Below are 25,830 nucleotides of genomic sequence, written 5' to 3'. Positions count from 1 at the left end.
CCATCTGCTTTCCAGCATTTGTTGTGAACCATTCTCATACTCGACTGACTCTTTCGAGTCACTTCAAATTCGTGTGCCACAAAAACTTTCACTCTCGTTTGGCTAGCGCTCGTCTTTTGGTGTGTCCATCACCACCATGGTTGTGATCGACTTGACGTGTTCGCACTCACCCAACACATCAGCGTGAAACGCTTTATAAGCGGCGAGATCTTGCGTTTCCACACGCAGCAAATACTCGTTCGCACCAGTGATGTTGTGACATTCCACCACCTCGTTTACAAAACGCACATGCTCTTCGAAACCCAGCTGCGCCTGCTTAGAGTGCGAGGCCAAACCAATCGACACATAAGCAACAAAACCCACGCCAAGTTGCTGATTATCCAGTACTGCTCGGTAGCCTTTGATCACGCCTTTACGCTCTAAATCTTGTACTCGGCGTAAGGTTGCAGACGGAGATAAACCAACGCGTTCCGACAGCTCCACATTGGAGATTCTTCCGTCTCGTTTGAGCACTTGCAATATTCTTCCGTCAAATCTATCCATGATGATGTTTCATTGCTTATTTAGTTTCTAATCATCAAATAAAAGCACAATATTGACCTCAGTTCTACTTATAGTTGTTCTCAACTTATCGAGAACTGATTCAAGGAACAATCTATGGAATATCATCAACTGGGCGCTTTGGCGTTGTTCGCTTTTGTCTCCACTTTTACGCCGGGTCCCAATAACATTATGTTGATGACCTCAGGGGCAAATGTTGGCTTTAAACGAACCATTCCACACATGTTGGGCATTACCTTCGGTTTTGGTGCCATGTTAATTTTGGTGGGCATTGGCTTGATGAGCCTCTTCAACGCTTACCCGATTACTCACTCCATTTTGAAAGTATTGAGCTTGAGTTATTTGCTGTACTTGACGTACAAAATCGCCACGAGCGGCAAAACCGAAGCAAAACACGATTTTCGCCCAATGTCTTTTTTAGGGGCGGTGGCATTCCAATGGGTGAACCCGAAGGGTTGGTCGATGGCGTTGACGGCCATTACGGTATACACCAGTGGCGGTTCTTGGCTTGAACTGACTTTTATCGCCGGTATCTTCTGTTTAGCCAACTTGCCATCGGTAACATTTTGGACCGCGACAGGCATGCAACTTCAACGCTGGTTGACCACATCTAGGCGTGTAAAAGGGTTTAACTATGGGATGGCAGCGCTTTTACTGCTGTCGACTATCCCAATGATATAGAAGACAAAATAGCCGTAAAACCGTGATCTAATACAAAGTTCAGGTAGATACTGAATCAATAATCACAATCTAACGCCACTTTTGGACAATGCCAGGGTCATAGTAGCGAAGCAATGCGCTATTTATTAAAAGCACACTAATCATAAGCCACAGCTATTTTAATGTTCGTTGCTTGCTCGCAGTAACTGCGATGAATCTATCACCCTGGCCAAAAGCTCATGAGCTTAAGGTCCTTTACACAAGGAGCGTTACACAATGCACACTCGCAAGCTTTTTCTTGCTGCCACTTTTGGATTATTATTGGCGGGTTGCAGTCAAACATCCACCACAACCAATGCTGAAGTCATTCCACCCGAGTATCCAGTGGATTATTTCTTTAAAAACAGCGAAGTTTCTAGCTATCAAATCTCTCCTGCTGGTGACTACATCTCAATGATGAAGCCATGGCAAGACCGTAAGAACGTCTTTGTTTATCCCACAGATAACCCCGATCAGATAAAACGCGTCACATCCGTAACAGGGCGCGACATTGCATACTACTACTGGGTTGGCGAAGACACCGTAATTTACTCTCGTGATACGGGAGGAGATGAGAACTTTTATCTCGTGACGGTTAATGTCAAAACAGGCGAAGAGAAAACCATCACACCGACATCCGGTGTTGTGGCATACGTTATCGACACACTAGACAATCAACCCGATGACATTTTGATTTCGAGTAACGAGCGTAACCCGCAAGTCTTTGATGTTTATCGACATAATCTAAAAACAGGCGAAAATACTCTCGTTGCGCAAAACCCGGGCAATGTGCGCTCATGGGGTACCGATCACGATGGCAACATTCGTGTCATCACCACATCAGATGGTGTTAATACCTCCGTTTTATATCGCGATACGGTTGAAGATGAATTTAAGCCGCTAAAGAATCTCACTTTCAAAGAGAGCTTTAGCCCCATTTCATTCACGCCGGACAACAAAAACTTATATGTGGCATCACGAATTACGCGTGATAAATCAGCCATCGTTGAATACGATGTAAAAGCCAATAAAGAAATACGAGAAATCTTCTCTCACCCAGAAGTTGACGTGAATAGCGCTCACTACTCTGAAGCGCTTAATAAGCTGGTTTCAGTCTCTTACGTGACAGATAAAAACCACTATCACTTCTTAGATGATTCCTACCAACAAACCTTCGAGCGCCTCTCAGAGAAACTGCCAAATGTAGAAATTTCTGTAACCAGTGCGACGCGAGATGAAAGTAAAATGATTGTCGTCACCTACAGCGATGTCGATCGACCAAATTACTACTTCTACGATCGTAAAGCAGACAAATTGGAGAAATTGGCAGAAAACGCTCCATGGCATAAGCCAGAACATATGGCGAAGATGACGCCTATCCAATACACCGCTCGCGATGGAGAAACCATTCATGGGTACCTAACGCTGCCGAAGGGTCGAGAAGCCAAAGATCTGCCTTTGCTTGTGCTCCCACACGGCGGTCCATGGGCTCGTGATCACTGGGGATTTCAGCCTGAGGTACAATTATTCGCTAACCGCGGTATCGCGGTGCTGCAAATGAACTTCAGGGGATCAACTGGTTATGGTCGCGAGTTTTGGGAGAAGTCGTTCAAGCAATGGGGACAATCCATGCAGGATGACATTACCGACGGTGTCAAATGGGCTACCGAACAAGGTTACGCACAAGATGGCAACGTATGTATTTATGGTGCCTCTTATGGCGGCTACGCAACTCTGGCGGGGGTGACATTCACTCCGGATTTATATAAGTGCGGAATCGACTACGTTGGCGTATCTAACTTATTTACCTTTATGGACTCCATTCCACCTTATTGGGCACCATTCCTTGCAATGTTACACGAGCAAGTAGGCAATCCGAATGATCCTGAAGACGCGAAAATGATGAAAGCCTACTCACCAGTGTTCCATGTCGACCAAATTAAGGCACCCTTATTGGTCCTACAAGGTGCACAAGATCCACGCGTGGTGAAGAGCGAGTCAGACCAAATCGTTGATGCACTGCGCGAACGAGGCGTCGAGGTCGAATACATCGTGAAGGAAAATGAGGGGCACGGATTCCGCTCTTTAGAGAACCGTCTTGATGGTTACCAAGCGATGGATAGATTCCTAAAAACACATTTACTTGAGCAGACTCAGTAAGCCTTTACTTCGTTAAGTTCGAAAGGGCATGTTGGCGTGCCCTTTCTTATTTTTTCTACGTATCTTGCTCGACCCAGTCCCCAGTACTACTGCAATACTCCAATAATCCAGCTCAATTCACAGTGTAAATTTATATAAAGACACTACCCTCTTATGAGAGATCTTGATAATCTTAAATGAGAAAGAGAATGATTATCGAGTAGAGTCAAAAATGAAGAAGAAGCCTCAACCTAAAACGATTGTTGTCACAGATACAGAGACAATTACCCCAAATATGCAGCGTATTACTTTGCAAGGTGAAGCGCTAAGCCAGTTTCCACGCGACTGCGAAGGTAGCTACATCAAGCTATTGTTCAATGAGATGGGCGGTACCGATTTGAGCACGCTAAGCGACGATAACCGACCATTAATGCGAACCTATACTATTCGTCGTTTCCATCCGGAAATACACACCATCGAAGTCGATTTTGTACGCCATACAACACAAGATTTACAGTGTGGTTTTGCCGCGCGTTGGGCGATGGCCGCACAAAAAGGCGATACGATTAATATCGTAGGTCCAGGCAGTATCTCTAATTTGAATACCGAGGCTGACTGGTTCTTTATGGCTGCCGATATGACGGCACTTCCAGCGCTTTCTGCGAAAATTCGTACGTTGCCAGAAGAGGCCAAAGGCTACGCCGTGATCAGCGTGATGTCTCCAGCCGACATCCAACCCCTACACGCGCCAGCAGGCATGGAGTTGATTTGGCTAACCGAAGGGCAAACCTTGGCTGATAGTGTTCGCGAACTCGAGTGGTTAGATGGTAACGCTTCGATATGGTGTGCGTGTGAGTTCGATTCAATGCGTGCGCTGCGCCAATATTTCCGCAATGAGAAAGAAGTCGATCGCGAGAATATCTACATCAGCAGCTATTGGAAGCAAGGCGTGTCGGAAGATGGGCACAAAGTGATTAAACGTGAAGACGCGGAATCCAATCAATAGTGATTCATGTCTTTTCGATTCCAGCTCTCATCCCAATAAAAACGCCCGGCATCACCGGGCGTTTTAGCAACATACCTTGTAGTGAGGCACTTTAAGCCGCTAATCAACAAGCTCTTGCGCCAAAAAGTCGATCAACAACCTAACTTTTGGCGACAAATTGCGACTTTGCGGATACAGCGCCCAAATGCCTTCGCGATCGTCGCGGTAATCGGTCAGTACTTCGACTAACTCACCACTGTCTAACGCTTCTTGAACGTAGTAATCCGGCAGCTGCACTAAACCAAGCCCGCGTTTCGCTGCGTCCACCAAAGCAAAACCGCTGTTGCATTTTATCCGTCCCGACACACGTAAAGATTTATCGCGTTTATTTTCCTTAAAGTGCCAATAGTCGACCGAGCCAACCAAGCACTGATGCCGTCCCAATTCCGACAACGTATGTGGCTCACCAAAACGCTCCAAGTACATCGGACTGGCACACACGTAGGTTTGACGTGAGGAAAGACGCTTGGCGATCATGCTGGAATCTTGCAAGCGGCCAAGACGAATCGCTACGTCCACACCTTGCTCAATCAAATCCAGCTTTTGGTTGGTCAGCACTAAATCAAGATCCACACGCGGGTACTTTTCCAAAAACTGATGCAAAAGCGGCGCGAGGTTCATTTCCCCATACGTCACAGGAGCCGTCACGCGCAGTAAACCGCGCGGTTCGGTCTGCATTTGCGTGACGGCAAGCTCGGCCAGTTCTAACCCTTCCACCAAATGTTTACACTGCTGGTAATAGAGTTGTCCGGCTTCGGACAGGGAGACTTTTCGCGTCGTGCGATGCAGCAATTTCACCGCAAGTCGTTCTTCAAGTGCCGATACCCGACGACTGATTTGTGCCACCGATGTTTTCAGCTTAGCTGCTGCTCCGGTAAAACTGTTGGTTTCCGCCACTGCAACAAATTCGCTGACCCCTTCCCAATTCGCCATGCTGTATTCCTGTCGACCTCTTTTAGACAAATAGTGATGAAAATGTTCTCGTCGCGCTACGCTTTGAAAACGTGAGAATTTTAGGCGTCAGGCAACGGACGAAGATCGCCGTACTGCGCATCAAGCTCAATGCCGAAGTATTCTTTCAATGCATCCAGATAGGCTTGGCCTGGCTCTAACTCCAATTCTGTCTGCTCACCTTCGCTGGTGTATTTGAGTGTGTAGTTAAGCAATGTCACCAACCCACTTTCTGTTGCTTTCGCCGCGACTCTTGCGCTGGTAAAACGCGAGTGAGGAGAAGTGGAGGTAAAAAAGTTGCCACACGCGATATCACCCGCAAACACAAACTCTAAATCGAAGCTATAAAGGTTATTCCACGTGTCCGTTCCGTCCGTTGACAGCACTTGAAGGAAGTAACCAAACTGGGCATCTTCAACAAAGCGGAAGGTTTGTAAATCCGTCTGAATCACTTGGTTGAGGATAAACGGCAATGGCGCGCGCGGCGTATTGGAGCCAAAGCCTACATCGACAATCCATGCTTGTTCATCCAGCGTCACCAACGTGATTTGATGGCTGCGACCTGTCGGCGTCCCCATCACGTGAACACGCCCAAGTAAGCTGCGCGCTTCAAACCCGAGGGTCTTGAGCACATCGAGCATTAAGCCATTCAGTTCAAAGCAGTAGCCACCACGGGAGTGATACACGGTTTTTTGAATGATGTCTTCAATCTCAACAGAGATGCCACGCTGCAACGAAATATCAAAGTTCTCAAACGGCAGGCAACGGTGCTGCGCTACGTGAATCTTGTGCAATGACTCCAAATCGGCGGGTAACTCACTCGGCAAACCGAGCTTGGTTAAATAGGCGTTCAGATCCGTCTTATTCATAATCACTCTTACTTATCTGATGGGTTGATTGTTTTCTACTCTAGTCCCTCTACCTAACCTCAGGTCAATCGCCTTTTCCGTTTTCCCTTCTGTTTTGAGGAGGCATCACACTCTTGTTGTCCACTCACTTTAACATTATTACGTATATGTAAAAATCATTTTCAAAATGGACGGATTATCATTTTTATTGAAACACCTAGAATGGACACCAACAAAACGACGCAGCGCAGGAAGCAAACCTTAACTACGCTTATTACGTCACTCCATATACTGAGAATATAAAGGAAAATCCAATGACTCTTGAAATCAAACCTGGTCAAACTCACATCAAATCCAAGGCAATGGTTGCGTGGGCGGCTGGCGAGCCACTGAAAATGGAAGAGGTGGATGTACAGCTTCCTAAAGCGGGTGAAGTGCTAGTGCGCATCGTCGCGACAGGTGTTTGTCATACTGATGCGTTCACTCTGTCAGGCGACGATCCAGAAGGCATCTTCCCTTCGATTCTTGGTCACGAAGGCGGCGGTATTGTTGAAATGGTTGGCGAAGGCGTTACCAGCGTTGAGGTTGGCGACCACGTGATTCCTCTTTACACCGCAGAATGTGGCGAGTGTAAGTTCTGTAAGTCGGGCAAAACCAACCTTTGTCAGGCCGTTCGTGAAACACAAGGTAAAGGTCTGATGCCAGATGGTACAAGCCGTTTTTCTATCAACGGTGAAACCATCTTCCACTACATGGGTTGTTCTACTTTCTCTGAGTACACAGTGCTGCCTGAAATTTCATTAGCCAAAGTGAACAAGCAAGCGCCTCTTGAAGAAGTGTGTCTACTAGGTTGTGGCGTAACGACTGGTATGGGCGCGGTTCTGAACACTGCAAAAGTTGAAAAAGGCGACACGGTTGCGATCTTTGGTCTGGGCGGCATCGGTCTTTCAGCGATCATCGGTGCGCGCATGGCAGGAGCAAGCCGCATCATCGGTATCGACATCAACGAAAGCAAATTCGACCTAGCGAAACAACTTGGTGCTACAGACGTCATCAACCCACAAAAATTCGACAAACCAATTCAAGAAGTGATTGTTGAAATGACGGATGGCGGTGTGGATTACTCATTCGAATGTATCGGTAACGTAAACGTAATGCGTCAAGCGCTTGAGTGCTGTCACAAAGGTTGGGGTGAGTCGGTGATCATCGGTGTTGCGGGTGCGGGTCAAGAGATCTCAACTCGTCCATTCCAGCTGGTTACGGGTCGTGTATGGCGCGGCAGTGCGTTCGGCGGCGTGAAAGGTCGCTCTGAGCTTCCAGAAATCGTAAACCGTTACATGGCAGGTGAGTTTGGCTTACAAGAGTTCATTACTCACACGATGGGCTTGGAAGACGTAAACAAAGCATTTGATCTGATGCACGAAGGTAAGAGCATCCGTACCGTTATCCATATGGATAAGTAATGCTGACTCAGGCTCTCCGTAGGGGGAGCCTGAATTCATTCTGTTGTTAGAGAGTTTATCCATGACCATTGAAAATGTAAGCCAAACCAAAGTGTTTGGCGGTTGGCACAAACAATATACGCACGATTCTAAAGCGTTGAACTGCACCATGCGTTTTGCGATTTTCTTACCGCCGAATGCAACCAAATCCAACCCAGTACCCGCTTTGTACTGGTTGTCGGGCTTAACCTGCACCGATGAAAACTTTATGCAGAAAGCCGGCGCATTTCGTATGGCGGCAGAACTTGGGATTGCCATCATTGCTCCGGACACCAGCCCGCGTGGTGAAGGCGTTGCCGATGATGCAAGTTACGACTTGGGCCAAGGCGCAGGCTTTTATCTCAACGCCACTCAAGCACCGTGGTCACTGCATTACCATATGTACGACTACGTCACGCAAGAGCTGCCAGCCATCATCGGAGCCAACTTCCCAGTATCGGATGTGAAATCAATCTCTGGCCACAGCATGGGCGGACACGGTGCGCTCACCATTGGCCTTAAGAATCCGACACTATACCGCTCGATTTCAGCATTTAGCCCAATAAGCAACCCAATGCAGTGTCCGTGGGGACAAAAAGCATTCACCGCATACTTGGGCACTGATATCGAATGTTGGAAGCAATACGATGCAAGTGAGCTTTTGAAGAAAGAAAAATCACCCTTACCAATTTTGGTTGATCAAGGCGATGCGGACGGTTTCTTGAGTGAGCAACTCAAACCGGAAGTCTTGTTAGCCGCAGCAAAACAACACGGTTCAGAATTGAATCTGAGAATGCAATCTGGCTACGACCATAGTTATTACTTTATATCGAGCTTTGTAGACAATCATTTAAACTTTCACGCAAAACATTTATTTGCGTAAATAACAATGAAAATAACTTGATGATATATAAAAATAAAGCCACCAAATTAGGTGGCTTTATTGTATGACGTATTTAATAAATAAGTGCAATTATTCCAATAAAATTCAACGCACACCAAACATGTTGAGCTCATTATTTAAATCTTAAATTCAATCTTAGTTCTGAGCGAGAGTTCATTAGGTGAGAATGGTATGGATTTTCATTGAAATTCGGCTAAATGACGTTAAATCGTCATATAACTCGATAATAATTTCTTTTTAATGACCTTTTAATTAAGAAGTCACTAAAGAACCTTGACGTGAAGTAAACCTACAGTTACTTTTCAAACATAACATATTATAAAATCTCATACGGTTGGCTTTGTCATTAAAATCATAAATAATTTACCGCTAGCAACTTTTTGTTCTAGCTCGGTAAAAAGAATAAAAAACAAAAGGGCGTATGATGAAAAAAATTGTATCACTCAGTTTGCTGCTGTTCGCACCATTCCTTTCTGCCAATTCCATTACTTTTAGTAGTCCTCAGCAACCTAGCGTCACACTTAAACTGGAAGAGCTTCAATCTCTCCCAACCACCAGCTACACCACTGATTTACCTTGGATTCAACAATCTTCAGAGTTTCTTGGTGTAAAGCTCAGCACGCTGCTGACTCATGTTTATGGAAGCATCCCAGAGCAAGTCGATATCGGCAGTTTAAACAACTATCACTCCACCTTATCTCGCAAAGATATTGTTCGTTATCAGCCAATTTTGGCGTACCAGCAAGATCATCATTACATCAAAGTGAGAAATAAAGGCCCTTACTGGGTGATATACCCTCTCAGTCAATATCCTGAATTGGATCACAATGAATATCATGCCCAAATGGTGTGGCAAGTTAATGAGATGAAAATAAAACAAAAATAATGAAGTTATCAGAAGCTTACCCAATTAAACAAAAAAATTATTCGACGACCAGCAAAATGCTCCTTTTGGTTTTTGCCACTTCTTTATTGCTCGCAAATGTCATATTGCTCCAACAAACTCGGGTCTTAGCGCAAAGTTTTACTGATGAGCAAAAACAAGCGACATGGTTTTTATTCCAGTTATCGAAAGAACTTTCTGAGCTCGTCAGTGAAGCACGTCGACTGGACGAAAATGTTTTAAAAATAGAAGGTGCAGAACTTCAGTATGAGCTTGCTTGGAGCCGTTTTGATTTATTAATAAATAGTAAAGACGTCTACACCTTTTTTTCTCGCAATCACATTCAACAATATTTTTTGCAACTGTTTAATGAGTTTAAAGAGTTAGAACCACTGTTGGTGGAAGCCAAAACCGGCGACAGCCAAGCGGCAGCTCAGTTTTATCGCGCCACTCAAACGCTGTATTTAAACTTGGTGGAGTTTGTGAACCAGAACTTTCGCTTAACCAGCCAAGTGTACGAGACACAAAAAGATGAAAGCCAACGATTGATGAAAGCACAATACATGCTGTTTGCCACTTTCGTCTTGTCGACTTTGTCGCTGACTTACTTCTTCTACAGAGAATCGCACTTCCATCGTAAGCTGGCGTTGAGTGACCCCCTTACTGGCCTTGGCAACCGAAATGCTCTGTTTGTCACGTTGAGAAATAACACCCGCAACCGAACGGCTTTTTCTTTGTGTCTGTTGGATCTAAACGGGTTCAAAAACGTGAATGACACGTACGGCCACCAAGCTGGTGATACGGTGTTGTGCGAAATTGCCAAGCGATTGAAAGACATGAATATTGATAGCTTCAGTACCTATCGGATGGGTGGAGACGAGTTTGCTGTCGTGATTGAGTCCTCAGACGTCGATGCAGAGGAGGCGAAAAAACACATCCATTCCGTGTTTGATACTCCGGTTCTAAACGCGAACAACGTATCGTCACTGTCGACCAGTATTGGCGTCGCGCACTACCCAAGTGACAGCGATAATGTTGACTTTCTTATCAGCATAGCGGATAAGCGCATGTACAAAATGAAATTTCAACGTTAAACGGTATTTATGATGAGAAAGTTCATGCAAGTACTGCTTCTACTGGCAGTCATTGCGGCAGGTGTGTTGGCTTGGGTATTTATCCCATCGCACGAAACCATCGGGCAAAAAACGCTTGAGCAGGCACTCAACGACGACTATAGCCTCGTTGGCCATCGAATCTACTCAACCGATCCAGATGCTGGTAACCGATTCGGTTACTTCGTATTGGCAACAGGTCAGGGCATTGAAGAGCAAGAGCCGTTTTTGGTCACTTCGGATCAGTTTATTCGTATGGAACAAACGGGTGATAACACCTTGTCTGTGACCGTCAATGGCCGTATCTACCAATACCACAACGACTTGTGGGTACCAAAATCGGATGGAAAGTTGCAGCACTTTTTAGTCAGCGCAACTGCCAACTACGTGCGCTAAAAAACGGGAACATTACTACCCCCTCCCATCACACACAAAAAAAACAAAGCCCCGCATGTACTGCGGGGCTTTTTACGTTAAGAAGAAAGTAACATCGAAAGGAGGGCGTTACTTCGCTAACACTTTCTCTTTAATCACTTTGAGTACTCCAGCCTCTTGGTTGCTTGGCGCAGAATAACGAGCGATTTTCTTAATCTCTTCATGCGCATTGGCAACCGCGTACGAATGCTCACTGACTTGCAGCATTTCGAGGTCGTTGAGGTAATCACCAAACGTCATGGTTTCGGCCGGAGTAAAATTCATCGTCTCTTGAAGATGCTTAATGGCCGCGCCTTTAGACGCCTCGGCATTCATCACATCCAGCCAAATTTTTGCGCTCACTACAACTTTATGCGTTGCGCCAAACTTCGCGTTCATAGTCGGGAACAGGAGCTCTTCCGAACCGTCAAAGTGACAAATCGCTACCTTGATGAACTCGTCTTCGACTTCAAGCAAATCCGTCACCGTTTCACAGCGATGGTAGTACTTTTGAAACTCTTCCAGTGATTGCTGATCATGCGTTTCGATGTACGCAGAGCGCTTGCCACACAATACGATGTTCGCTCCGTCAATTTCACGAGCCGCTTTCACAATCTCCGCCACTTCCGCTTTAGGAATGGTGCAACTGTAGAGCTCTTTGTCTTGGTACATCACCAAGGTGCCGTTTTCGGCCACATACAACACTCGATCTTTGATTGGCGCGAACGTGTCTCGCAGACTGTAATACTGACGACCAGACGCAGCGGAGAACAAAATGCCTTGCTCTTCCAGTTGCAAAAACAGGTCGAAAAACTCTGGATCCAAACGACCGTATTGGTCAAGCAAAGTGCCATCCATATCGGAAGCAATAAATTTGATGCGAACTTGTGACATTAACTAAAACTCTAAATGACGCTGCGAAAATATATCCATGTAAGGTACAGGATCTTGTATGAATCTCAAGTCGGGATGACGACGCCTTTCGCGATTACCAAGGGTGCAGTTTAAAGTAATCTTCACTGTGATCGATGAAGGCTCTCACCGCAGGAGACAAGTGTTTACGTGATGAATACAGCGCGTAAATGTTGAGATCATTTGGCTTCCAATTCGGCAACACCGACTCAAGCTGACCCGATTGCAGATAGATATTGCTCAAATAGGTTGGCAGCATCGAAATACCCATGCCTTGTAACGCGCCATGCAATAACGTCGTGGCCTCATTGCTGGTTAGGCGACACTCAATTCCCACCGATTCGAACTGGTCGCCCTGAGACAAATGCCACACGTGACGCTCAAAGTTTTTGTAACCCAAACAGTCGTGTGAAGATAAATCTCGCGGATGCGTGATCGCGTGGTGAGTTTGCAAGTATTGCGGCGATGCCACCAACACCGATTCACACACCGCAATCGGCTTACCAATCAAAGAAGGATCGGGATCTGACGCAATTCGGATTGCCAGATCGATACGTTGCTCGGTTAGATCACTCACTGAGTCTTGCAGATCTATGTCGATATGCACTTTGGGGTGCTTTTGCATAAAACTGTTTACTGCTGGGATCAACTGTGAGAATCCAAATGAAGTGCTAGACGCGAGACGGATTTTTCCGGACAGCTCACCATCAACGGCAATGTTCGACGTCAACGTATCGGCCTGTTTTAACCAGCGCTCAATCTGAGGCAAGCTGCGCTCCCCTGCGGTGGTGAGTGACACCTTGCGCGTAGTGCGGTGCAACAAACGAGTTTGTAGCCAGTTCTCCATAGCCTCTACATAACGAGTCACCATTGGCCGAGACATGTCTAACCGCTCTGCGGTCGCGGTAAAACTGCCAGAATACACCACATCCACAAACACTTTTGCTGCCGTTACTCTGTCCATACATTTGCTCGAAATAAGAAATAGTGATGCACATTATTGTGTATTTTTCCGAGCGTATCAATTTTCTAATATAGCTCCCGTTCCCAAGCCATCGTCGCTTGGCCCCAAATTCTTTAGGAGCTTATTATGAAAAAATTCACTTTGATTGCTGCATCCGTTTTAATGGCAAGCCCTGTCCTAGCGGCAAACCACTCTCCCCTTACTCTTGAGGTTTACAACGCCGACGGTAACAGCTTCCACGTCAACTCAACCTTGGTATACGGTGAGACTGACGCCATGGTCATCGACACTGGCTTCACCAAAGCTGACGCGATGCGCATTGCCGCTAAAGTGTTGGACTCAGGCAAAACGCTTAAAACCATTTTTATCAGCCAAGCGGACCCAGACTACTATTTTGGCGCAGAGACCCTACACCAACAGTTCCCTGATGCGCAGATCATCGCAACGCCTGCGGTTCAAAAAATTATTAAAGAGAAATTGGCTGGAAAGCTGGCGTACTGGGGACCAAAGCTTGGCGCAAACGCACCGGTAAAACCAGTGATCCCTGTCGCGTACGATAAAGCATCATTGGAGCTAGAAGGTCATAAGATTGAAATTCGTGGTAATCATGGCACATCAGCACACCGCCCTTACCTATGGATTCCAGATAACAAAGCGATTCTAGGTAACGTAGCCGTGTACTCAAACGTACATTTGTGGATGGCTGATGCCGCTGACCAAACCGCCATCAATGCTTGGGAGCAGCAGCTTAGCGAGATGCTTGCGCTTAAACCTCAAGTGGTCATTCCTGGTCACATGAAAGCAGGCACAAAGCTGAACGCAGACACCATTCGCTACTCGCAACAATACTTGCAGGATTTTCAGCAAGCGAAAAAACACAGCAATAACAGCGCTCAACTCATTGACACCATGTCAGCGAAATACCCAGAAGCTCAATTGCCAATCGCGCTAGAAATCGGTGCGAAAGTGCATACTGGTGAAATGTCATGGTAACCGTGCATTACTTCTTCGATCCCATGTGTGGTTGGTGCTACGGGGCATCACCACTCATCGAAGCCTTGATGGACACCTCTCAATTCAAGGTAGAGCTTCATCCCGGCGGTATGATTGAGAAACGCGCGATTGAGCCTGAATTTCGTCAGCACATCATCAACAGTGACGCTCGTATCGCAACCGAAACCGGAGCAACGTTTGGTGAAGCATATCTACAACGCGTGAAAAGCGAAGATGCGTTTGTTCTTGATTCTTATCTACCAACACAAGCGATCTTGAGTGCGGAGAAAATGGGGCTGAATCCATGGCACATGCTAAAGACCATCCAATCCGCGCATTATCAGCTCGGGTTAAAAGTGAATGAAGCATCGACGCTCAAAGCCATTGCAGAATCGCTAGGTTTAGCAAACGATGCGTGGGAGCAAAACATGACGTTAAGCGAAGCCGAACTAAACGAGAGAATTCGCTCTAGCCGACAATTGATGCGCCAGTTACACGTTGGTGGTTATCCAACCCTGATTGCAGAAGTAAATGGCGAGTGCTTGACCTTGCCGCACTCGACCTACTACGACAAACCGGCACAGTGGAAGCTTGCATTACAAAAACTGCAATAAGCTCTTCCCCACTCGCTCTTGTTCTTAATCCAAGAGCGAGTGCCAACACCGACATGGCAATCCTGACTCAAACAGGTACAATCCTCGCTCGAATTTTTACTCGCGCGGATACCCACCATGCACTCGCCTGAACATTGTTTTACTCGTTTTACTGCTGATACTTCTGACTATGAAATACCAACGCAGTTTACGTTTCCGTTCTACTACACGCCGCATCCTCTTTGCGTTATGGCCGCAAAGCAATTGCAACAGCACTTATTAGCGCAAACCGACTTCGAACACGATTTTGGTTTGGTTAATGAAGAAACGGGACGAGGCAAAATGTTTGGCGTATTGCTGGTAGAAAGCCCTCAAGGCGAGCTCGGCTTTTTAAGTGCGTTTTCTGGCAAAATTGCTGACCAAAACTTGATTCCAGGATTTGTCCCTCCTGTGTACGACATGCTGACCGATGAAGGCTTCTTCCGCGCAGAAACGGATGCCATCAACGCCGCCAATGCGGAGTACAAAACCTGTGCCGCGAATCCGGAATTAGCGGATCTTAAAGCGCAAATCCAAGCCGACCGAGCCGCTTATCAGCAAGAGGAGCAAACACAGCGCCAAGTGATGATTGATGGCCGAGCAGCACGCAAGCGACAGCGCCAACAGGGCGAGCAAACGCTCAATGCCGATGATCTCAAAATCTTGTTGGATGAGTTGGGTAAGCAAAGTGTCGCCGAGAAAAACGTTCTCAAATACTTAAAGCAAGCGTGGGATGAAAAGCTTGCAATCAAAGAAGCGCGCTTGGCCGAGTTAGAGCAGCAACTTGCTCATCTGAAAGAGCAGCGCAAAACACTCTCCAACGCTTTACAGCACAAACTGCATAAACAGTACCGCTTTCTAAACAGCCATGGCGAAACACGCGACTTGGTGGACATTTTTGCGGACACCACAAACCCAGTACCACCAGCAGGTGCAGGGGAATGTGCTGCGCCAAAACTGCTCCAATACGCGTTTAAATACGGATTCAAACCGCTGGCGTTGGCAGAATTTTGGTGGGGTGTGTCGCCAAAGTCTGAGGTTCGCCAACACAAAAAATTCTACCCATCGTGCAACAGCAAATGTCAGCCGATTTTAGGCCATATGATGCAAGGGCTGGATGTCGAACCCAACCCATTGGCGGAGAATTGGGCAGAAGACAAAGAGCTAGAGATAATCTACCAAGACGAAGCTATGGTCGTCGTCAACAAGCCCTCGGGCTTACTTTCAGTGCCAGGTAAAACTATCAAGGACTCTGCTTATACGCGCCTACAAGCGATGTTCCCTGATGTGGAAGGGCCGTTTGTGATTCATCGCCTCGACATGGCGACCTCTGGCATTTTGGTGTTTGCCTTAACTAAGCGCGCGAACAAAAGTCTGCAAAAACAGTTTATGGCTCGCGGCGTACAAAAACGTTATATGGCACTACTCGAAGGCGTATTGAACGCGCCAGAAGGGGAAATTTCACTGCCAATGCGTGGTGACCCCGACGACCGCCCACGTCAACTGGTGTGTTTTGAACACGGGAAACATGCAGAAACCTACTGGCAACTGATTGAAGTCAAAGATGGACGCAGCAAGGTATACATGTATCCGAAAACCGGGCGAACTCACCAACTACGTGTACACAGTGCTCATCACATGGGGTTAAACATGCCGATGGTTGGTGATGGTTTATACGGCGAAAAAGCGAATCGCTTACACCTGCATGCTGAGATGCTAGAGCTGGATCATCCATACAGCAAAGAGCGCATGGTGTTCCAAGCTGAGTGCGAATTCTAACGTCTTCCAGATTTTAAATAACAAAAAGGCACTGACTAACAGTGCCTTTTGGGTTTCTAACAACAGAATAAGCGCGATACCGAAAACCGTTAGCTCACCTTAAACTTGGTCCACACCTGAGAGCGCCAACGCCTTGCCATGATGATACCACGTACCCATTCATCGAGTGCGATTGCCATCCAAGCCCCTAAAACGCCATAACCCAAGTGGATGCCAAAGATGTAAGAGAAAAGCACGCCTAGTCCCCACATACTCAAAATACCCATTTGCACTGGGAACTTGATGTCACCCGCGCCTTTGAGCCCCGCGATAAAAATCAGGTTAAACACACGTCCGGCCTCGAGCAAAATTGAGCCCATGACTAACGAACCTGCCAATGCGAGTATTTCTGGTTGATCGGTAAATACGCGCAGAATCTCTTCTCTAAACAGGTAAATCAGTGTGGTTGCCGCCGTTGATGCCACAAATCCCACTAAGAAGTAGATTTGTACACGTTTTAAAATGCTGCTCACCCAACCTTTACCGATGTAGTAACCAGTCTGAATTTGCGCTGCCTGACCAATTGCCAACGCGAAAGCAAACGAGAAACGGGCAATGTTTTGTGCATAAGTGAAAGCTGCCAACGATGCCGTCCCCATTTGCACCACAAAGTACACAATGCAGATTTGCGCCACGTTGTAAGACAGCACTTCACCCGCGTTCATACCGCCGATTTTTAAGATCTTTTTGTAAATCTCTGCGGGCACTTGTTTCATGGTCGACATCGGTAGTTCAATGCTGCTGCGAGCGAGAATAAACCATAACATTAACGTACCGATGACTTGGCTGACGACGGTTGCTATTGCTACACCTTGCACACCATACACAGGTAAACCGAATGGCTGGTAAAGCGCAATATAGTTACCAATGATGTTGAACACACCCGAGATCAAGTTCACCACCATTGGAGAGCGTGAATAGCCATGGCTACGCAGAATGGTCGTAAAGACTATACCTATCGTAACGTTGAACGTCATCGCTCCGCTGATCAGTAAATATTCACGTGCGTATTGCTCGACTTGTGCCTCCAAACCGTAATACGGGAGCAGGAATATCGCGCCAAGCACGGCAATCACACTCAATAGCACACCGATGATCACAGACAGCGCAATACTTGCTACACCGACATTCACAGACTCTTGCTCGCGCCCTGCGCCATTGTATTGGGCAATCAAAATCCCCGTTCCGCTGCTGACAAACGTCGAAACGATGATTAAGAAAAAAGTAATCTGCGTGATCACACCAACAGCGGATACGGCCTTGTCCGAGTAGCCACTCAGCATGAACACGTCACTGGTTCCTAAAGCCGTCCGTAGCAAAATTTCGACAAGAATCGGCCAAGCTAATGCCACGATGGACATTCGTTGGTTGATGTTTTGGCTTTTAGGCATGTTTTTAACCTTTACAACAACTAAAACTGCCTCGCAGAGAACTGTGAGGCAGTCTATAAAAAGTAATTCGGGATTCGTTTGAGATGAAACTGAGATTCAGCGCGGATTTTAGTCGGAGATTGGTCACAACGACAACAATAATTCCTGTCATTTGAGGAAAATATTTCTAATGATTTTTCAAGCCCACGCGACTCATTGACGGAGCTTAGAGATCATCGACTGACGAACAATGAGCTCAATAGGTACGCGGTTAATAAGTGGCTTAACGCCGTTAAATGATGCCATTCAGCGAATTGAGAATCGACTCGCCAACAGCCGTTTTTATGCATTATCTGTATTTATCAACGTGCACACATCAAGGTAATTTTGTAACTGTCATCACCATATTGCAGGCAACATATCGATAGATATCGTAATAAACAAAACCCTTGGCGTCGTCACACCCAGAAAATTCCTTACAAGATTCAATCACCTCGCAACATGACTAAGTTCACATTTGGCGATTTTGTTATTCTATTTATCGCTAAAATACCGCCTAGAATAGACGTACATATCAATTTAAGTAGGGATAGAAGATGTCGACATTGGCCGGGGCTCGCCTAGAAGAAATGGCGGATATCCGCTCGACGAGAAAAAAGAAAATCGTTTTTCTGTGTTCTAGCATTGCCGCCACACTATTGGTGTACGGCGCTATCGTCCAATCGCTCGAAAATCATTGGGGGTTAAGCGTTTTGCATGCCTTCAGTGCCATCGCCTGCTTAGGGATCTGCTATCTCATAAAAGTACAAAGGCATCACAAATATGCCGATTTACTGCTCAGCGCCGTCATCATGTTTGAGGGGTTATTACTGCTTCTTTTTAATGATGCGCCCTCCGGAAAGTTATTGTGGCTCTACCCCATCGTCGCAACCATCATTTTGATTAACGAGTTCAAAGTCGGTTTACTCTTTAGCGCTACCTACATGATTTTGGTTTTCTTTGGCATTACGTTTTTAGACGGCTTACCTGCCACTGGCGATATGATCGAGCGTCGGTTCATGTTCACCTTGATCGCCATCAGTTTTGTCTGCCATACCTTCTCCTACTACTACGCAAAAGTCGTCAGCTACATTCAAACCCTTTACCGAGAAGGGATTGAGGAGTTAGCCTACCTAGACCAACTGACGGGCTTAGCGAATCGTTGGAGCTTTGAAACGTGGGCTAGAGCAAAACTGCACGACATTGACCACTCAGACGAACGCAGTGTCACCGCGTTGGTTTTTCTCGATATCGACAATTTTAAGTACATCAACGACACCTATGGCCACGATGTTGGCGACCAAGTGTTGAAAGCATTTGCAACTCGATTGAAGAAAAGCCTTCGCAACAGCGACCGAAAAACCGATAAACATGACTACTCCATTGCGCGCTTTGCAGGCGATGAGTTCGTGTTAATGCTTTACGATGTGCGCAGTAAACAAGACCTAGATGGCATTTTGGATCGCATCGTTAATTTGTTCCCAAAGGGATATCAAAACTACGATACCTATAATGAGCTGACGATGAGCGTAGGAGCCGCAATCTATAAACAAGACGCCAACGATTTATCAGAGCTTACCCGCTGCGCAGACAAAGCGATGTATGCCGCGAAACACACGGGTAAAAATCAGTACGCGTTTTACGAACATTGTTCTCATGCTGGTGAGCTGCGCAAACAACAAGAATCAATGCTTGAGATGACAGAGGCGTGCTAAGCCTCTGTGAGTCGCCCGATTATGCAAAAAAGTGCATCGCCCACAACCCAAGCGCTAAAAACACGATCAACCAGAAGGCTTGACGCGCCCGGCTTGGTTTTCCTTGTTGTGGTGCAATCACTGGCTTAAAAGCTCGCTCCTTCATTTTTCCGACCAAGCTTTTTTCTATCGCCTGTTTGTAAAACTTGCGTCTTTTGTGCGCCGCGTTCGCTACTTCAGTAAAGCGGTGTCGCTGTTCATTCGTTAAATCGCTCGCTTCGTAGCGAGGAGGGAGATCAGAATGCTTACGTTGTACTGCCATCACTTCCTCCTTGGTTGATGGGTGTACTTATACTAAGTATATACACAGTTGCGCATAAATAGCGCCAAGATACCGAATTCTAAGCGATATCTCGTGCGCCAGTTCAAGGAAATTACGCAACTAAAAAAGCCACCCGAAGGTGGCTTAAAGCAATTCAGCATTTGTACCGATTATAGGTATTCGCACAAGTAAGCCGTTGCGTCTTTCACTTGCAGCTCAAATGATGAGTTACCTTCAACATCAAACGACTCACCGCTGCTGTAGGTTGTCCAGTCGGCTTCACCTACGCGTTTCACCACGAGAGCACCTTTAACGACTGTCATGCGCTCAGGAGCCTGCGTACCAAATGTGTACTCGCCCGGAAGCATCACACCGACACTAACATCCTGTCCGTGCTGGTTAAAACCTAGTGACTTTACACCGCCTGCAAAATAGCTATTTTCCTTAATACTCATTATTGGTTTCCTTATCAAAAGTCCGCTCTTTTTTACCCTGTTTTTTTCTGCGACTCAAGCCTTTAAAGCACAGAGATTCTACCGAATTGAGAACTCAGTTAATCAGCACAGAATTTGGCTAACGCAACAGGAAAGAATAATTCGAAATTTGCAGTCCATTCTTAATCACTAAGGAGTCAATCATTAACGACAAATCAATCAGTAATAGTGTATCCGATTGTAAAAGTGGACATTAGATCATAGTTTCTGGGTCGCAACGGCGAGATTGTTTGTTTTTAGTGCGGAAGGTTTCCACCATATTAAAAAAGGACGATAAGAGTACTCATGGCCATACCCGCTCGCAGGAAAAGGAAACAAGATAAAGAACCGCAACTTTCATTTTGGGCTCGACACCAGCTTAAGATGATCAAAAGTGCGTTCGTTATTTTTGTCTGCAGTTTGGTGGCTTTTTTCGCTTATCAGCTCCACGTCTCCTACCAAGATTACATCGACCCCGAACACGTCTATGGTGAGTGGATCGAAATTGGTGCTCCACCTTATCAAACCGAACGCCTTATTTTTACATCCGATGGGGTGTATCGAAATCATCGTTTGATCACGACGGAGTTTGCGTTTGATGGCAAAGTCATCACCTTAAATACCGGATTAGGTGAAACCGCGTATCAACTTTCTGGCTCTCATCTGTCACCACAAATACGCCGAATTGAACCTCGAATCCCAGATCAGCGATTCATTCGAAAGGGATTTGAGCATACTGTTCAAGGTTCAGAAGTGGGCGCAGCATCAAAACGACGAGCCGCTCTGAGTGAACATTTCAGTCGCGACTAGCACGTTTTTTACCACTATTTTACCGTCCTAAGGCACTTCTACGCGATGAAATAAAACCTTAATAAACAATCAAATAAGATATTCGTCGCATTTATACCCACCCAAATTGAGTAAACAATTAATTTAATTCCTGCCAAATATTTATAAATTATTGACTCAGTCTTACATTTTCCGTGTAACAGAGTGTGGGTTTTATTTAAGTTCTCTCATGTGACTCGAAAACCGTTTTAATTTTTTTTGACGAAAAAAAACTCTCTGAAATGCTGAGTGTGATGCTTTTGCACGTGGTGTAAATCTGATCATCTTATCTGGTGCAAGAGCAGCTTATGTTCACGAAAGAACATGAATCCAAGGATTGAGAGAGAAGTTATGATTCGATTTAACCTATGTGCAGCTGGGGTTGCTTTAGCGCTATCAGGTGCTGCAGTCGCAGCTCCGACCGCACCAAGTGTCGATATGTACGGTTCTAATAACCTTCAATTTTCTAAAATTGAACTGGCTATGGAAACCACATCTGGCTACTACGACATGGTGAAATACCATGACCAAGCTAAAATCACCGTTAAATTCAACCAGTGGAGCGGTACACCTGGCGACACTTACAACATCTATTTTGATGGCGTAAAAGTCGCAACAGGCGCTATCACTGGCGGCCAAACCACAGCAACATTTGATTACGGCCAAGGCGGCTTGTACCAAATGGAAATTGAAGCGTGTGATGCTACAGGCTGTTCGAAAAGTGCTCCTGCAGAAATCACCATCGCGGATACAGATGGCTCTCACTTGAAGCCACTAACGATGAACGTTGATCCAAACAACAAAACATACAACACCGACCCTAGCGTCGTGATGGGTACGTACTTTGTTGAATGGGGCATCTATGGTCGTAACTACACCGTAGACAACATGCCAGCCGACAACTTAACTCACATCCTTTACGGCTTTATTCCAATCTGTGGTCCAAACGAATCTGTTAAGTCTGTTGGTGGTAACAGCTTTAACGCTCTTCAAACTGCATGTCGCGGTGTGCCTGATTACGAAGTGGTAATCCATGACCCATGGGCCGCTTACCAGAAGAGCTTCCCGCAAGCTGGCCACGAGTACAGCACGCCTATCAAGGGTAACTACGCAATGCTAATGGCATTGAAACAACGTAACCCTGATCTAAAAATCATCCCATCTATCGGTGGCTGGACACTGTCTGACCCATTCTACGATTTCGTTAATAAAGCGAACCGCGACACATTCGTGGCATCGGTTAAGAAATTCCTGAAAACTTGGAAATTCTACGATGGTGTAGATATTGACTGGGAATTCCCTGGTGGCGGCGGTGCTGCAGCAGATAAAGGCGACCCAGTAAACGATGGTCCAGCTTACGTTGCATTGATGCGTGAACTGCGCGCAATGCTAGATGAGCTAGAAGCAGAAACTGGCCGTACTTACGAGCTAACTTCAGCAATCGGTGTCGGCTACGACAAAATTGAAGACGTAAACTACGCAGATGCCGTTCAATACATGGACTACATCTTCGCGATGACTTACGACTTCTACGGCGGCTGGAACAACGTTCCTGGTCACCAAACTGCGCTTTACTGTGGTTCGTTCATGCGCCCTGGCCAATGTGACGGCAGCGGCGTAGATGAAAACGGCGAAGCTTACAAAGGCCCTGCGTATACAGCAGATAACGGTATCCAACTTCTTCTTGCTCAAGGCGTTCCTGCGAACAAGCTAGTCCTTGGTACTGCAATGTACGGCCGTGGCTGGGAAGGCGTAACACCAGATACGCTCACTGATCCAAATGACCCAATGACAGGTACTGCGACAGGTAAACTGAAAGGCAGCACTGCACAAGGTGTTTGGGAAGATGGCGTAATCGACTACAAAGGCATTAAGTCATTCATGCTAGGTGCAAACAACACTGGCATTAACGGCTTCGAGTACGGCTACGATGCACAAGCTGAAGCACCATGGGTATGGAACCGTACAACGGGTGAGTTGATCACATTTGATGACCATCGCTCAGTGCTAGCAAAAGGTAGCTACGCGAAATCTCTGGGTCTTGCGGGTCTATTCTCTTGGGAAATCGACGCTGATAACGGCGACATTCTCAACGCAATGCACGAAGGTATGGCTGGCGGTGTGGTTCCTCAACCAAACCGTAAACCAACCGCAGCAGCTGGCGCAGATCAATCGGTAACTGGCCCTGCAAGTGTGGTTCTAGATGGTAGCCTATCGAAAGACTCTGACGGCACTATCGCGAGTTACGCGTGGGAACAAGTATCTGGCACAGCAGTGGTACTAGCAGGCGCAAACACAGCGAAAGCAAGCTTTGATGCAGCAGAAGTTACTGTTGAAGAGCAATTAACTTTCAAGCTGACAGTGACTGACAACGAAGGTGCAACGGCATCTGACCTTGTTGTAGTAACTGTGAAGCCAGCAGGTGTGGTTGACCCAGTGAACAACGCACCAGTAGCGCAAGTTGTTGCTCCAGCAACAGCAAACGCTGGTGACGTTGTGGTTGTAGATGCATCTGCGTCTAGCGATGCAGACAACGATACTCTTACTTTCAACTGGACTCTGCCTCAAGGTCTAAACGCAACGGTAAACGGATCTAAAGTGACATTCACTGCTGCGGAATACCCGCAAGACACAAGCCTAAGTTTCACTGTAAGTGTGAGCGACGGTAAAGCGTCTTCATCGGCAAGCGCGACAGTGGTTGTTGCACAGCACACAACCGATCCAAACCCAGGTACTTGTGACAACGCATGGGATGCGAGCGCAGTGTACACAGGTGGCAACCAAGTGACTCACGCAGGTAAAACGTGGGAAGCGAAATGGTGGACTCAGGGTGACGATCCAAGCAAGTCTGGCGAATGGGGTGTATGGAAAGAAGTTGGCGTAGCTAACTGTAACTAAGCCTAACATTCTGAGTGTAAACCTTGCACTCACAGAAGCTAAAGCTAAAAACGAAAAAGGACAGCCCCCGGCTGTCCTTTCTTTTTTCATTGTGATTAAACATCATTAAGCCAATAACTACACGCGTTCAATCAAGCGGTCGAAGCCGCTAAATACTTGCTCACACTTCATGACTCGCCCATGGCCTTGACCTTGTGTTGTCACCAACTCAACATTTTCAATCTCGTCAGCGGCTTGAGCGGAAATACTGTGTTTAGTGAATTTATCTTTCTCATCATGCACGATGATCGTGGGTGCCGCTCGCTCCGAGAGTCGCTTCAGAGGGTCGATCGATTGCAATGGGTAGCCATACTGATCTTCCACTTCCGATACCACCGCTTTGAACAGTTTCATTGAATAGCCAGAACGCGCAATGCTGCCAAACAAGTTCTCTACGTAATTCAACACTGGCGCAATCAATAGCAGTGGCTTGTTTTCCAACTTATGATGACGGCACTCAAGTGCAGACGCCGTTCCCATACTATGTCCAACCAATCCGGCGACGCCTTCTTCTACCGAGTCGAGAACCTCTTCCAAACCACGCACAAAGCCCGGAATATGGCCATATTGACCATCACTTTCACCATGTGCTGGATGATCGTAAGCCAACGCTGTAAATCCACAAGCCGCGATATGTTCCATCAACGGATAAAACTGGCTCGCCGTGCCCGACCAACCATGAGTCAGAACCCACACAGGCCCCTGACCCAACGAATACGTTTTGATAGCCCCAGTGTGCCCTTGGATTTCTGCTTTAACTAATCCTTGTGGCTCCGCATTTTTTGGTTGCGTACGCGCTGGAGTAAGCAGAAGTTTTCGCGCCGTTTTCTTCGCATGCGATGGGGCTAATGTGTGGTGCAAGCGGGTACTGATGTTGACGAGACTGCGCTTCACACTAAAACGCTGCGAGGTATTAAAATAGATTTTCTCACTCATGATCTTTTCCTTAGTTATCAGCACACTTACAAAAATAGAACGGTCGTGCTTTTTATGCTGATAAGAAAGAGCGAACTCTGTCGCTCTTTAAAATGTATCTTCGTTACCCGTAGACGGTGTTAACCTCTCCATCGAGCAAGCAAGTTGTCGATGCCTTGCCAAAATAGGCGTAAGCTCTCTTCCTCACCTTTGATCGAATAGAAAACATGCGCGCTCAGGTACTGCCCGTATAAATCGAACGTCGCCTGACGAGTATCTAAGTCGCTTATAAACTCTTGGTTTTCTTTGCCTTTCGCAATTTGAATTTCTAGATAACTTAACCAAGTATCAATCGCTTTACGTAATGCCGCTTGTAACGGACAACTTTTGTCTGCGGCATCATTCCACGCATCAAGGAACATACAACTGCCTTGAAATGAATGGTTCCACGTCATCCAAGAATCCAACAACCCTCGGATTTTCCGCTCAATATTGCCATCACCAAGCCCGCGTGCAGGTTCAATCACTCTTTCAGCAAACACTTGGTTTGCGTACTCAAGCACGGAAAGCTGCAAATTCAACTTGGAGTTAAAGTGAGCAAACAGACCACTTTTGGACATGCAACACTGCTTCGCTAGTTCGCCAATGGTGAGACTTTCTAAGCCGTCTTCACTGGCAATTTCAAATGCGCGCTGCAGAATGAACTCTTTCGTTACTTTTCCTTTTTTCATAACTGTAGTTTTAGCACGGTCGTTCTTTTTTGCAATGAAGAGTTAACTGGTCTAACCATCTATCCATATTATTTTCTTGCTAAGATCGACCTATTGAGTGGGTTAATAGATGCGGAATCAAGAAGTTTGAAGTGAATCTTAAATTCAGACATTGCTAAGGTTCAA

At 46.3% G+C, this 25,830-nt stretch carries 24 protein-coding genes; 14 read left to right on the top strand and 10 right to left on the bottom strand.

Annotated elements, in window-relative coordinates:
• Nucleotides 1-102: 102 nt before the first annotated feature.
• Nucleotides 103-543, bottom strand: coding sequence for an Lrp/AsnC family transcriptional regulator (locus tag ACF8EG_RS02275; RefSeq protein ID WP_069505641.1), 441 nt, complete (start codon nucleotides 541-543; stop codon nucleotides 103-105).
• Nucleotides 544-657: 114 nt separating this feature from the next.
• Between ACF8EG_RS02275 and ACF8EG_RS02270 the strand changes: the two genes are divergently transcribed.
• The 3 genes from ACF8EG_RS02270 (at nucleotide 658) to ACF8EG_RS02260 (ending at nucleotide 4,405) form a co-directional block, all read left to right on the top strand.
• A complete protein-coding gene (locus ACF8EG_RS02270) occupies nucleotides 658-1,242 on the top strand; it encodes a LysE family translocator (RefSeq protein ID WP_069505640.1) in 585 nt (194 codons plus the stop codon).
• A 255-nt stretch (nucleotides 1,243-1,497) separates the two neighbouring features.
• A complete protein-coding gene (locus tag ACF8EG_RS02265; protein WP_006740963.1) occupies nucleotides 1,498-3,420 on the top strand; it encodes a S9 family peptidase in 1,923 nt (640 codons plus the stop codon).
• A 211-nt stretch (nucleotides 3,421-3,631) separates the two neighbouring features.
• Nucleotides 3,632-4,405, top strand: a complete 774-nt coding sequence (locus ACF8EG_RS02260) for a siderophore-interacting protein (RefSeq protein ID WP_069505638.1) — start codon at nucleotides 3,632-3,634, stop codon at nucleotides 4,403-4,405.
• A 99-nt stretch (nucleotides 4,406-4,504) separates the two neighbouring features.
• Here ACF8EG_RS02260 and ACF8EG_RS02255 read toward each other — a convergent pair whose 3' ends face one another.
• Complete coding sequence (locus ACF8EG_RS02255; RefSeq protein WP_020841645.1) at nucleotides 4,505-5,377, bottom strand: LysR family transcriptional regulator; 873 nt, start codon at nucleotides 5,375-5,377, stop codon at nucleotides 4,505-4,507.
• Between the two features lie 80 nt (nucleotides 5,378-5,457).
• Nucleotides 5,458-6,264: an arylamine N-acetyltransferase gene (locus ACF8EG_RS02250; RefSeq protein WP_025501292.1), complete on the bottom strand. Its 807-nt coding sequence runs from the start codon at nucleotides 6,262-6,264 to the stop codon at nucleotides 5,458-5,460.
• 293 nt (nucleotides 6,265-6,557) lie between these two features.
• On the opposite strand from ACF8EG_RS02250, the gene ACF8EG_RS02245 reads away from it, so the two are divergent.
• The 5 genes from ACF8EG_RS02245 (at nucleotide 6,558) to ACF8EG_RS02225 (ending at nucleotide 11,019) form a co-directional block, all read left to right on the top strand.
• Entirely contained in the window at nucleotides 6,558-7,706 is a 1,149-nt protein-coding gene (locus tag ACF8EG_RS02245; protein ID WP_005464962.1) for an S-(hydroxymethyl)glutathione dehydrogenase/class III alcohol dehydrogenase, read from the top strand.
• A 61-nt stretch (nucleotides 7,707-7,767) separates the two neighbouring features.
• On the top strand, nucleotides 7,768-8,607 hold the full coding sequence (gene fghA, locus ACF8EG_RS02240; protein ID WP_069505636.1) for an S-formylglutathione hydrolase: 840 nt from the start codon (nucleotides 7,768-7,770) through the stop codon (nucleotides 8,605-8,607).
• Nucleotides 8,608-9,052: 445 nt separating this feature from the next.
• A complete protein-coding gene (locus tag ACF8EG_RS02235; RefSeq protein ID WP_005482833.1) occupies nucleotides 9,053-9,514 on the top strand; it encodes an oxidoreductase in 462 nt (153 codons plus the stop codon).
• A complete protein-coding gene (locus tag ACF8EG_RS02230) occupies nucleotides 9,514-10,605 on the top strand; it encodes a GGDEF domain-containing protein (protein WP_069505634.1) in 1,092 nt (363 codons plus the stop codon). Before ACF8EG_RS02235 ends, ACF8EG_RS02230 begins: the two co-directional genes overlap by 1 nt.
• A 24-nt stretch (nucleotides 10,606-10,629) precedes the next feature.
• A complete protein-coding gene (locus ACF8EG_RS02225) occupies nucleotides 10,630-11,019 on the top strand; it encodes a hypothetical protein (RefSeq protein ID WP_005497697.1) in 390 nt (129 codons plus the stop codon).
• Nucleotides 11,020-11,127: 108 nt separating this feature from the next.
• On the opposite strand, the gene ACF8EG_RS02220 is transcribed toward ACF8EG_RS02225, so the two are convergent.
• Nucleotides 11,128-11,931, bottom strand: coding sequence for a Cof-type HAD-IIB family hydrolase (locus ACF8EG_RS02220; RefSeq protein ID WP_005464970.1), 804 nt, complete (start codon nucleotides 11,929-11,931; stop codon nucleotides 11,128-11,130).
• A 94-nt stretch (nucleotides 11,932-12,025) separates the two neighbouring features.
• Nucleotides 12,026-12,913 (bottom strand): LysR family transcriptional regulator, encoded by an 888-nt coding sequence (locus tag ACF8EG_RS02215; RefSeq protein ID WP_069505633.1) that lies wholly within the window; start codon nucleotides 12,911-12,913, stop codon nucleotides 12,026-12,028.
• Nucleotides 12,914-13,039: 126 nt separating this feature from the next.
• Here ACF8EG_RS02215 and ACF8EG_RS02210 point away from each other — a divergent pair, with 126 nt between their 5' ends.
• From ACF8EG_RS02210 to ACF8EG_RS02200, 3 genes are all read left to right on the top strand, one after another.
• Nucleotides 13,040-13,906 carry an MBL fold metallo-hydrolase gene (locus ACF8EG_RS02210; protein WP_069505631.1) on the top strand — a complete coding sequence of 289 codons (867 nt, stop codon included), beginning with the start codon at nucleotides 13,040-13,042 and terminating at the stop codon, nucleotides 13,904-13,906.
• Nucleotides 13,900-14,520 carry a DsbA family protein gene (locus ACF8EG_RS02205; RefSeq protein ID WP_069505629.1) on the top strand — a complete coding sequence of 207 codons (621 nt, stop codon included), beginning with the start codon at nucleotides 13,900-13,902 and terminating at the stop codon, nucleotides 14,518-14,520. Before ACF8EG_RS02210 ends, ACF8EG_RS02205 begins: the two co-directional genes overlap by 7 nt.
• A 117-nt stretch (nucleotides 14,521-14,637) precedes the next feature.
• Entirely contained in the window at nucleotides 14,638-16,317 is a 1,680-nt protein-coding gene (locus tag ACF8EG_RS02200) for a pseudouridine synthase (protein ID WP_069505627.1), read from the top strand.
• A gap of 89 nt (nucleotides 16,318-16,406) precedes the next feature.
• Here the strand turns inward: ACF8EG_RS02200 and ACF8EG_RS02195 are convergent, their stop codons facing one another.
• A complete protein-coding gene (locus ACF8EG_RS02195; protein ID WP_015312755.1) occupies nucleotides 16,407-17,747 on the bottom strand; it encodes an MATE family efflux transporter in 1,341 nt (446 codons plus the stop codon).
• Between the two features lie 575 nt (nucleotides 17,748-18,322).
• Here ACF8EG_RS02195 and ACF8EG_RS02190 point away from each other — a divergent pair.
• Nucleotides 18,323-19,480, top strand: a complete 1,158-nt coding sequence (locus tag ACF8EG_RS02190; protein ID WP_021452808.1) for a GGDEF domain-containing protein — start codon at nucleotides 18,323-18,325, stop codon at nucleotides 19,478-19,480.
• A gap of 19 nt (nucleotides 19,481-19,499) precedes the next feature.
• Here the strand turns inward: ACF8EG_RS02190 and ACF8EG_RS02185 are convergent, their stop codons facing one another.
• Together ACF8EG_RS02185 and ACF8EG_RS02180 are read right to left on the bottom strand one after the other, a co-directional pair.
• Nucleotides 19,500-19,781: a hypothetical protein gene (locus ACF8EG_RS02185; protein WP_005464981.1), complete on the bottom strand. Its 282-nt coding sequence runs from the start codon at nucleotides 19,779-19,781 to the stop codon at nucleotides 19,500-19,502.
• A 170-nt stretch (nucleotides 19,782-19,951) separates the two neighbouring features.
• Entirely contained in the window at nucleotides 19,952-20,236 is a 285-nt protein-coding gene (locus ACF8EG_RS02180) for a pyrimidine/purine nucleoside phosphorylase (RefSeq protein WP_005464991.1), read from the bottom strand.
• A 324-nt stretch (nucleotides 20,237-20,560) separates the two neighbouring features.
• On the opposite strand from ACF8EG_RS02180, the gene ACF8EG_RS02175 reads away from it, so the two are divergent.
• On the top strand, nucleotides 20,561-21,064 hold the full coding sequence (locus tag ACF8EG_RS02175; protein ID WP_021452810.1) for a DUF2850 domain-containing protein: 504 nt from the start codon (nucleotides 20,561-20,563) through the stop codon (nucleotides 21,062-21,064).
• A gap of 369 nt (nucleotides 21,065-21,433) precedes the next feature.
• Nucleotides 21,434-23,980 (top strand): glycosyl hydrolase family 18 protein, encoded by a 2,547-nt coding sequence (locus ACF8EG_RS02170; RefSeq protein WP_005497676.1) that lies wholly within the window; start codon nucleotides 21,434-21,436, stop codon nucleotides 23,978-23,980.
• A 117-nt stretch (nucleotides 23,981-24,097) separates the two neighbouring features.
• Here ACF8EG_RS02170 and ACF8EG_RS02165 read toward each other — a convergent pair whose 3' ends face one another.
• Complete coding sequence (locus ACF8EG_RS02165) at nucleotides 24,098-24,955, bottom strand: alpha/beta fold hydrolase (RefSeq protein WP_021450398.1); 858 nt, start codon at nucleotides 24,953-24,955, stop codon at nucleotides 24,098-24,100.
• 119 nt (nucleotides 24,956-25,074) lie between these two features.
• Nucleotides 25,075-25,665 (bottom strand): TetR/AcrR family transcriptional regulator, encoded by a 591-nt coding sequence (locus tag ACF8EG_RS02160; RefSeq protein WP_069505625.1) that lies wholly within the window; start codon nucleotides 25,663-25,665, stop codon nucleotides 25,075-25,077.
• Nucleotides 25,666-25,830: the final 165 nt, after the last annotated feature.

It is taken from the genome of Vibrio sp. YQ_11, assembly GCF_043103065.1.
Classification (GTDB): Bacteria; Pseudomonadota; Gammaproteobacteria; order Enterobacterales; family Vibrionaceae; genus Vibrio; species Vibrio parahaemolyticus.
Note: the sequence above shows the minus strand (reverse complement) of the source record. Positions and strands in the feature narration are given on the sequence as shown.

What these genes read in the sequence shown, in the direction of transcription:
- ACF8EG_RS02200 (WP_069505627.1), top strand. Translation starts at nt 14,638, where the DNA reads ATGCACTCGCCTGAACATTGTTTTACTCGTTTTACTGCTGATACTTCT.
- ACF8EG_RS02265 (WP_006740963.1), top strand. Translation starts at nt 1,498, where the DNA reads ATGCACACTCGCAAGCTTTTTCTTGCTGCCACTTTTGGATTATTATTG.
- ACF8EG_RS02170 (WP_005497676.1), top strand. Translation starts at nt 21,434, where the DNA reads ATGATTCGATTTAACCTATGTGCAGCTGGGGTTGCTTTAGCGCTATCA.
- ACF8EG_RS02245 (WP_005464962.1), top strand. Translation starts at nt 6,558, where the DNA reads ATGACTCTTGAAATCAAACCTGGTCAAACTCACATCAAATCCAAGGCA.
- ACF8EG_RS02190 (WP_021452808.1), top strand. Translation starts at nt 18,323, where the DNA reads ATGTCGACATTGGCCGGGGCTCGCCTAGAAGAAATGGCGGATATCCGC.
- ACF8EG_RS02260 (WP_069505638.1), top strand. Translation starts at nt 3,632, where the DNA reads ATGAAGAAGAAGCCTCAACCTAAAACGATTGTTGTCACAGATACAGAG.
- ACF8EG_RS02160 (WP_069505625.1), bottom strand. Translation starts at nt 25,665, where the DNA reads ATGAAAAAAGGAAAAGTAACGAAAGAGTTCATTCTGCAGCGCGCATTT.
- ACF8EG_RS02270 (WP_069505640.1), top strand. Translation starts at nt 658, where the DNA reads ATGGAATATCATCAACTGGGCGCTTTGGCGTTGTTCGCTTTTGTCTCC.
- ACF8EG_RS02225 (WP_005497697.1), top strand. Translation starts at nt 10,630, where the DNA reads ATGCAAGTACTGCTTCTACTGGCAGTCATTGCGGCAGGTGTGTTGGCT.
- ACF8EG_RS02235 (WP_005482833.1), top strand. Translation starts at nt 9,053, where the DNA reads ATGAAAAAAATTGTATCACTCAGTTTGCTGCTGTTCGCACCATTCCTT.
- ACF8EG_RS02255 (WP_020841645.1), bottom strand. Translation starts at nt 5,377, where the DNA reads ATGGCGAATTGGGAAGGGGTCAGCGAATTTGTTGCAGTGGCGGAAACC.
- ACF8EG_RS02215 (WP_069505633.1), bottom strand. Translation starts at nt 12,913, where the DNA reads ATGGACAGAGTAACGGCAGCAAAAGTGTTTGTGGATGTGGTGTATTCT.
- ACF8EG_RS02175 (WP_021452810.1), top strand. Translation starts at nt 20,561, where the DNA reads ATGGCCATACCCGCTCGCAGGAAAAGGAAACAAGATAAAGAACCGCAA.
- ACF8EG_RS02165 (WP_021450398.1), bottom strand. Translation starts at nt 24,955, where the DNA reads ATGAGTGAGAAAATCTATTTTAATACCTCGCAGCGTTTTAGTGTGAAG.
- ACF8EG_RS02205 (WP_069505629.1), top strand. Translation starts at nt 13,900, where the DNA reads ATGGTAACCGTGCATTACTTCTTCGATCCCATGTGTGGTTGGTGCTAC.
- fghA (WP_069505636.1), top strand. Translation starts at nt 7,768, where the DNA reads ATGACCATTGAAAATGTAAGCCAAACCAAAGTGTTTGGCGGTTGGCAC.
- ACF8EG_RS02275 (WP_069505641.1), bottom strand. Translation starts at nt 543, where the DNA reads ATGGATAGATTTGACGGAAGAATATTGCAAGTGCTCAAACGAGACGGA.
- ACF8EG_RS02210 (WP_069505631.1), top strand. Translation starts at nt 13,040, where the DNA reads ATGAAAAAATTCACTTTGATTGCTGCATCCGTTTTAATGGCAAGCCCT.
- ACF8EG_RS02180 (WP_005464991.1), bottom strand. Translation starts at nt 20,236, where the DNA reads ATGAGTATTAAGGAAAATAGCTATTTTGCAGGCGGTGTAAAGTCACTA.
- ACF8EG_RS02230 (WP_069505634.1), top strand. Translation starts at nt 9,514, where the DNA reads ATGAAGTTATCAGAAGCTTACCCAATTAAACAAAAAAATTATTCGACG.
- ACF8EG_RS02220 (WP_005464970.1), bottom strand. Translation starts at nt 11,931, where the DNA reads ATGTCACAAGTTCGCATCAAATTTATTGCTTCCGATATGGATGGCACT.
- ACF8EG_RS02250 (WP_025501292.1), bottom strand. Translation starts at nt 6,264, where the DNA reads ATGAATAAGACGGATCTGAACGCCTATTTAACCAAGCTCGGTTTGCCG.
- ACF8EG_RS02185 (WP_005464981.1), bottom strand. Translation starts at nt 19,781, where the DNA reads ATGGCAGTACAACGTAAGCATTCTGATCTCCCTCCTCGCTACGAAGCG.
- ACF8EG_RS02195 (WP_015312755.1), bottom strand. Translation starts at nt 17,747, where the DNA reads ATGCCTAAAAGCCAAAACATCAACCAACGAATGTCCATCGTGGCATTA.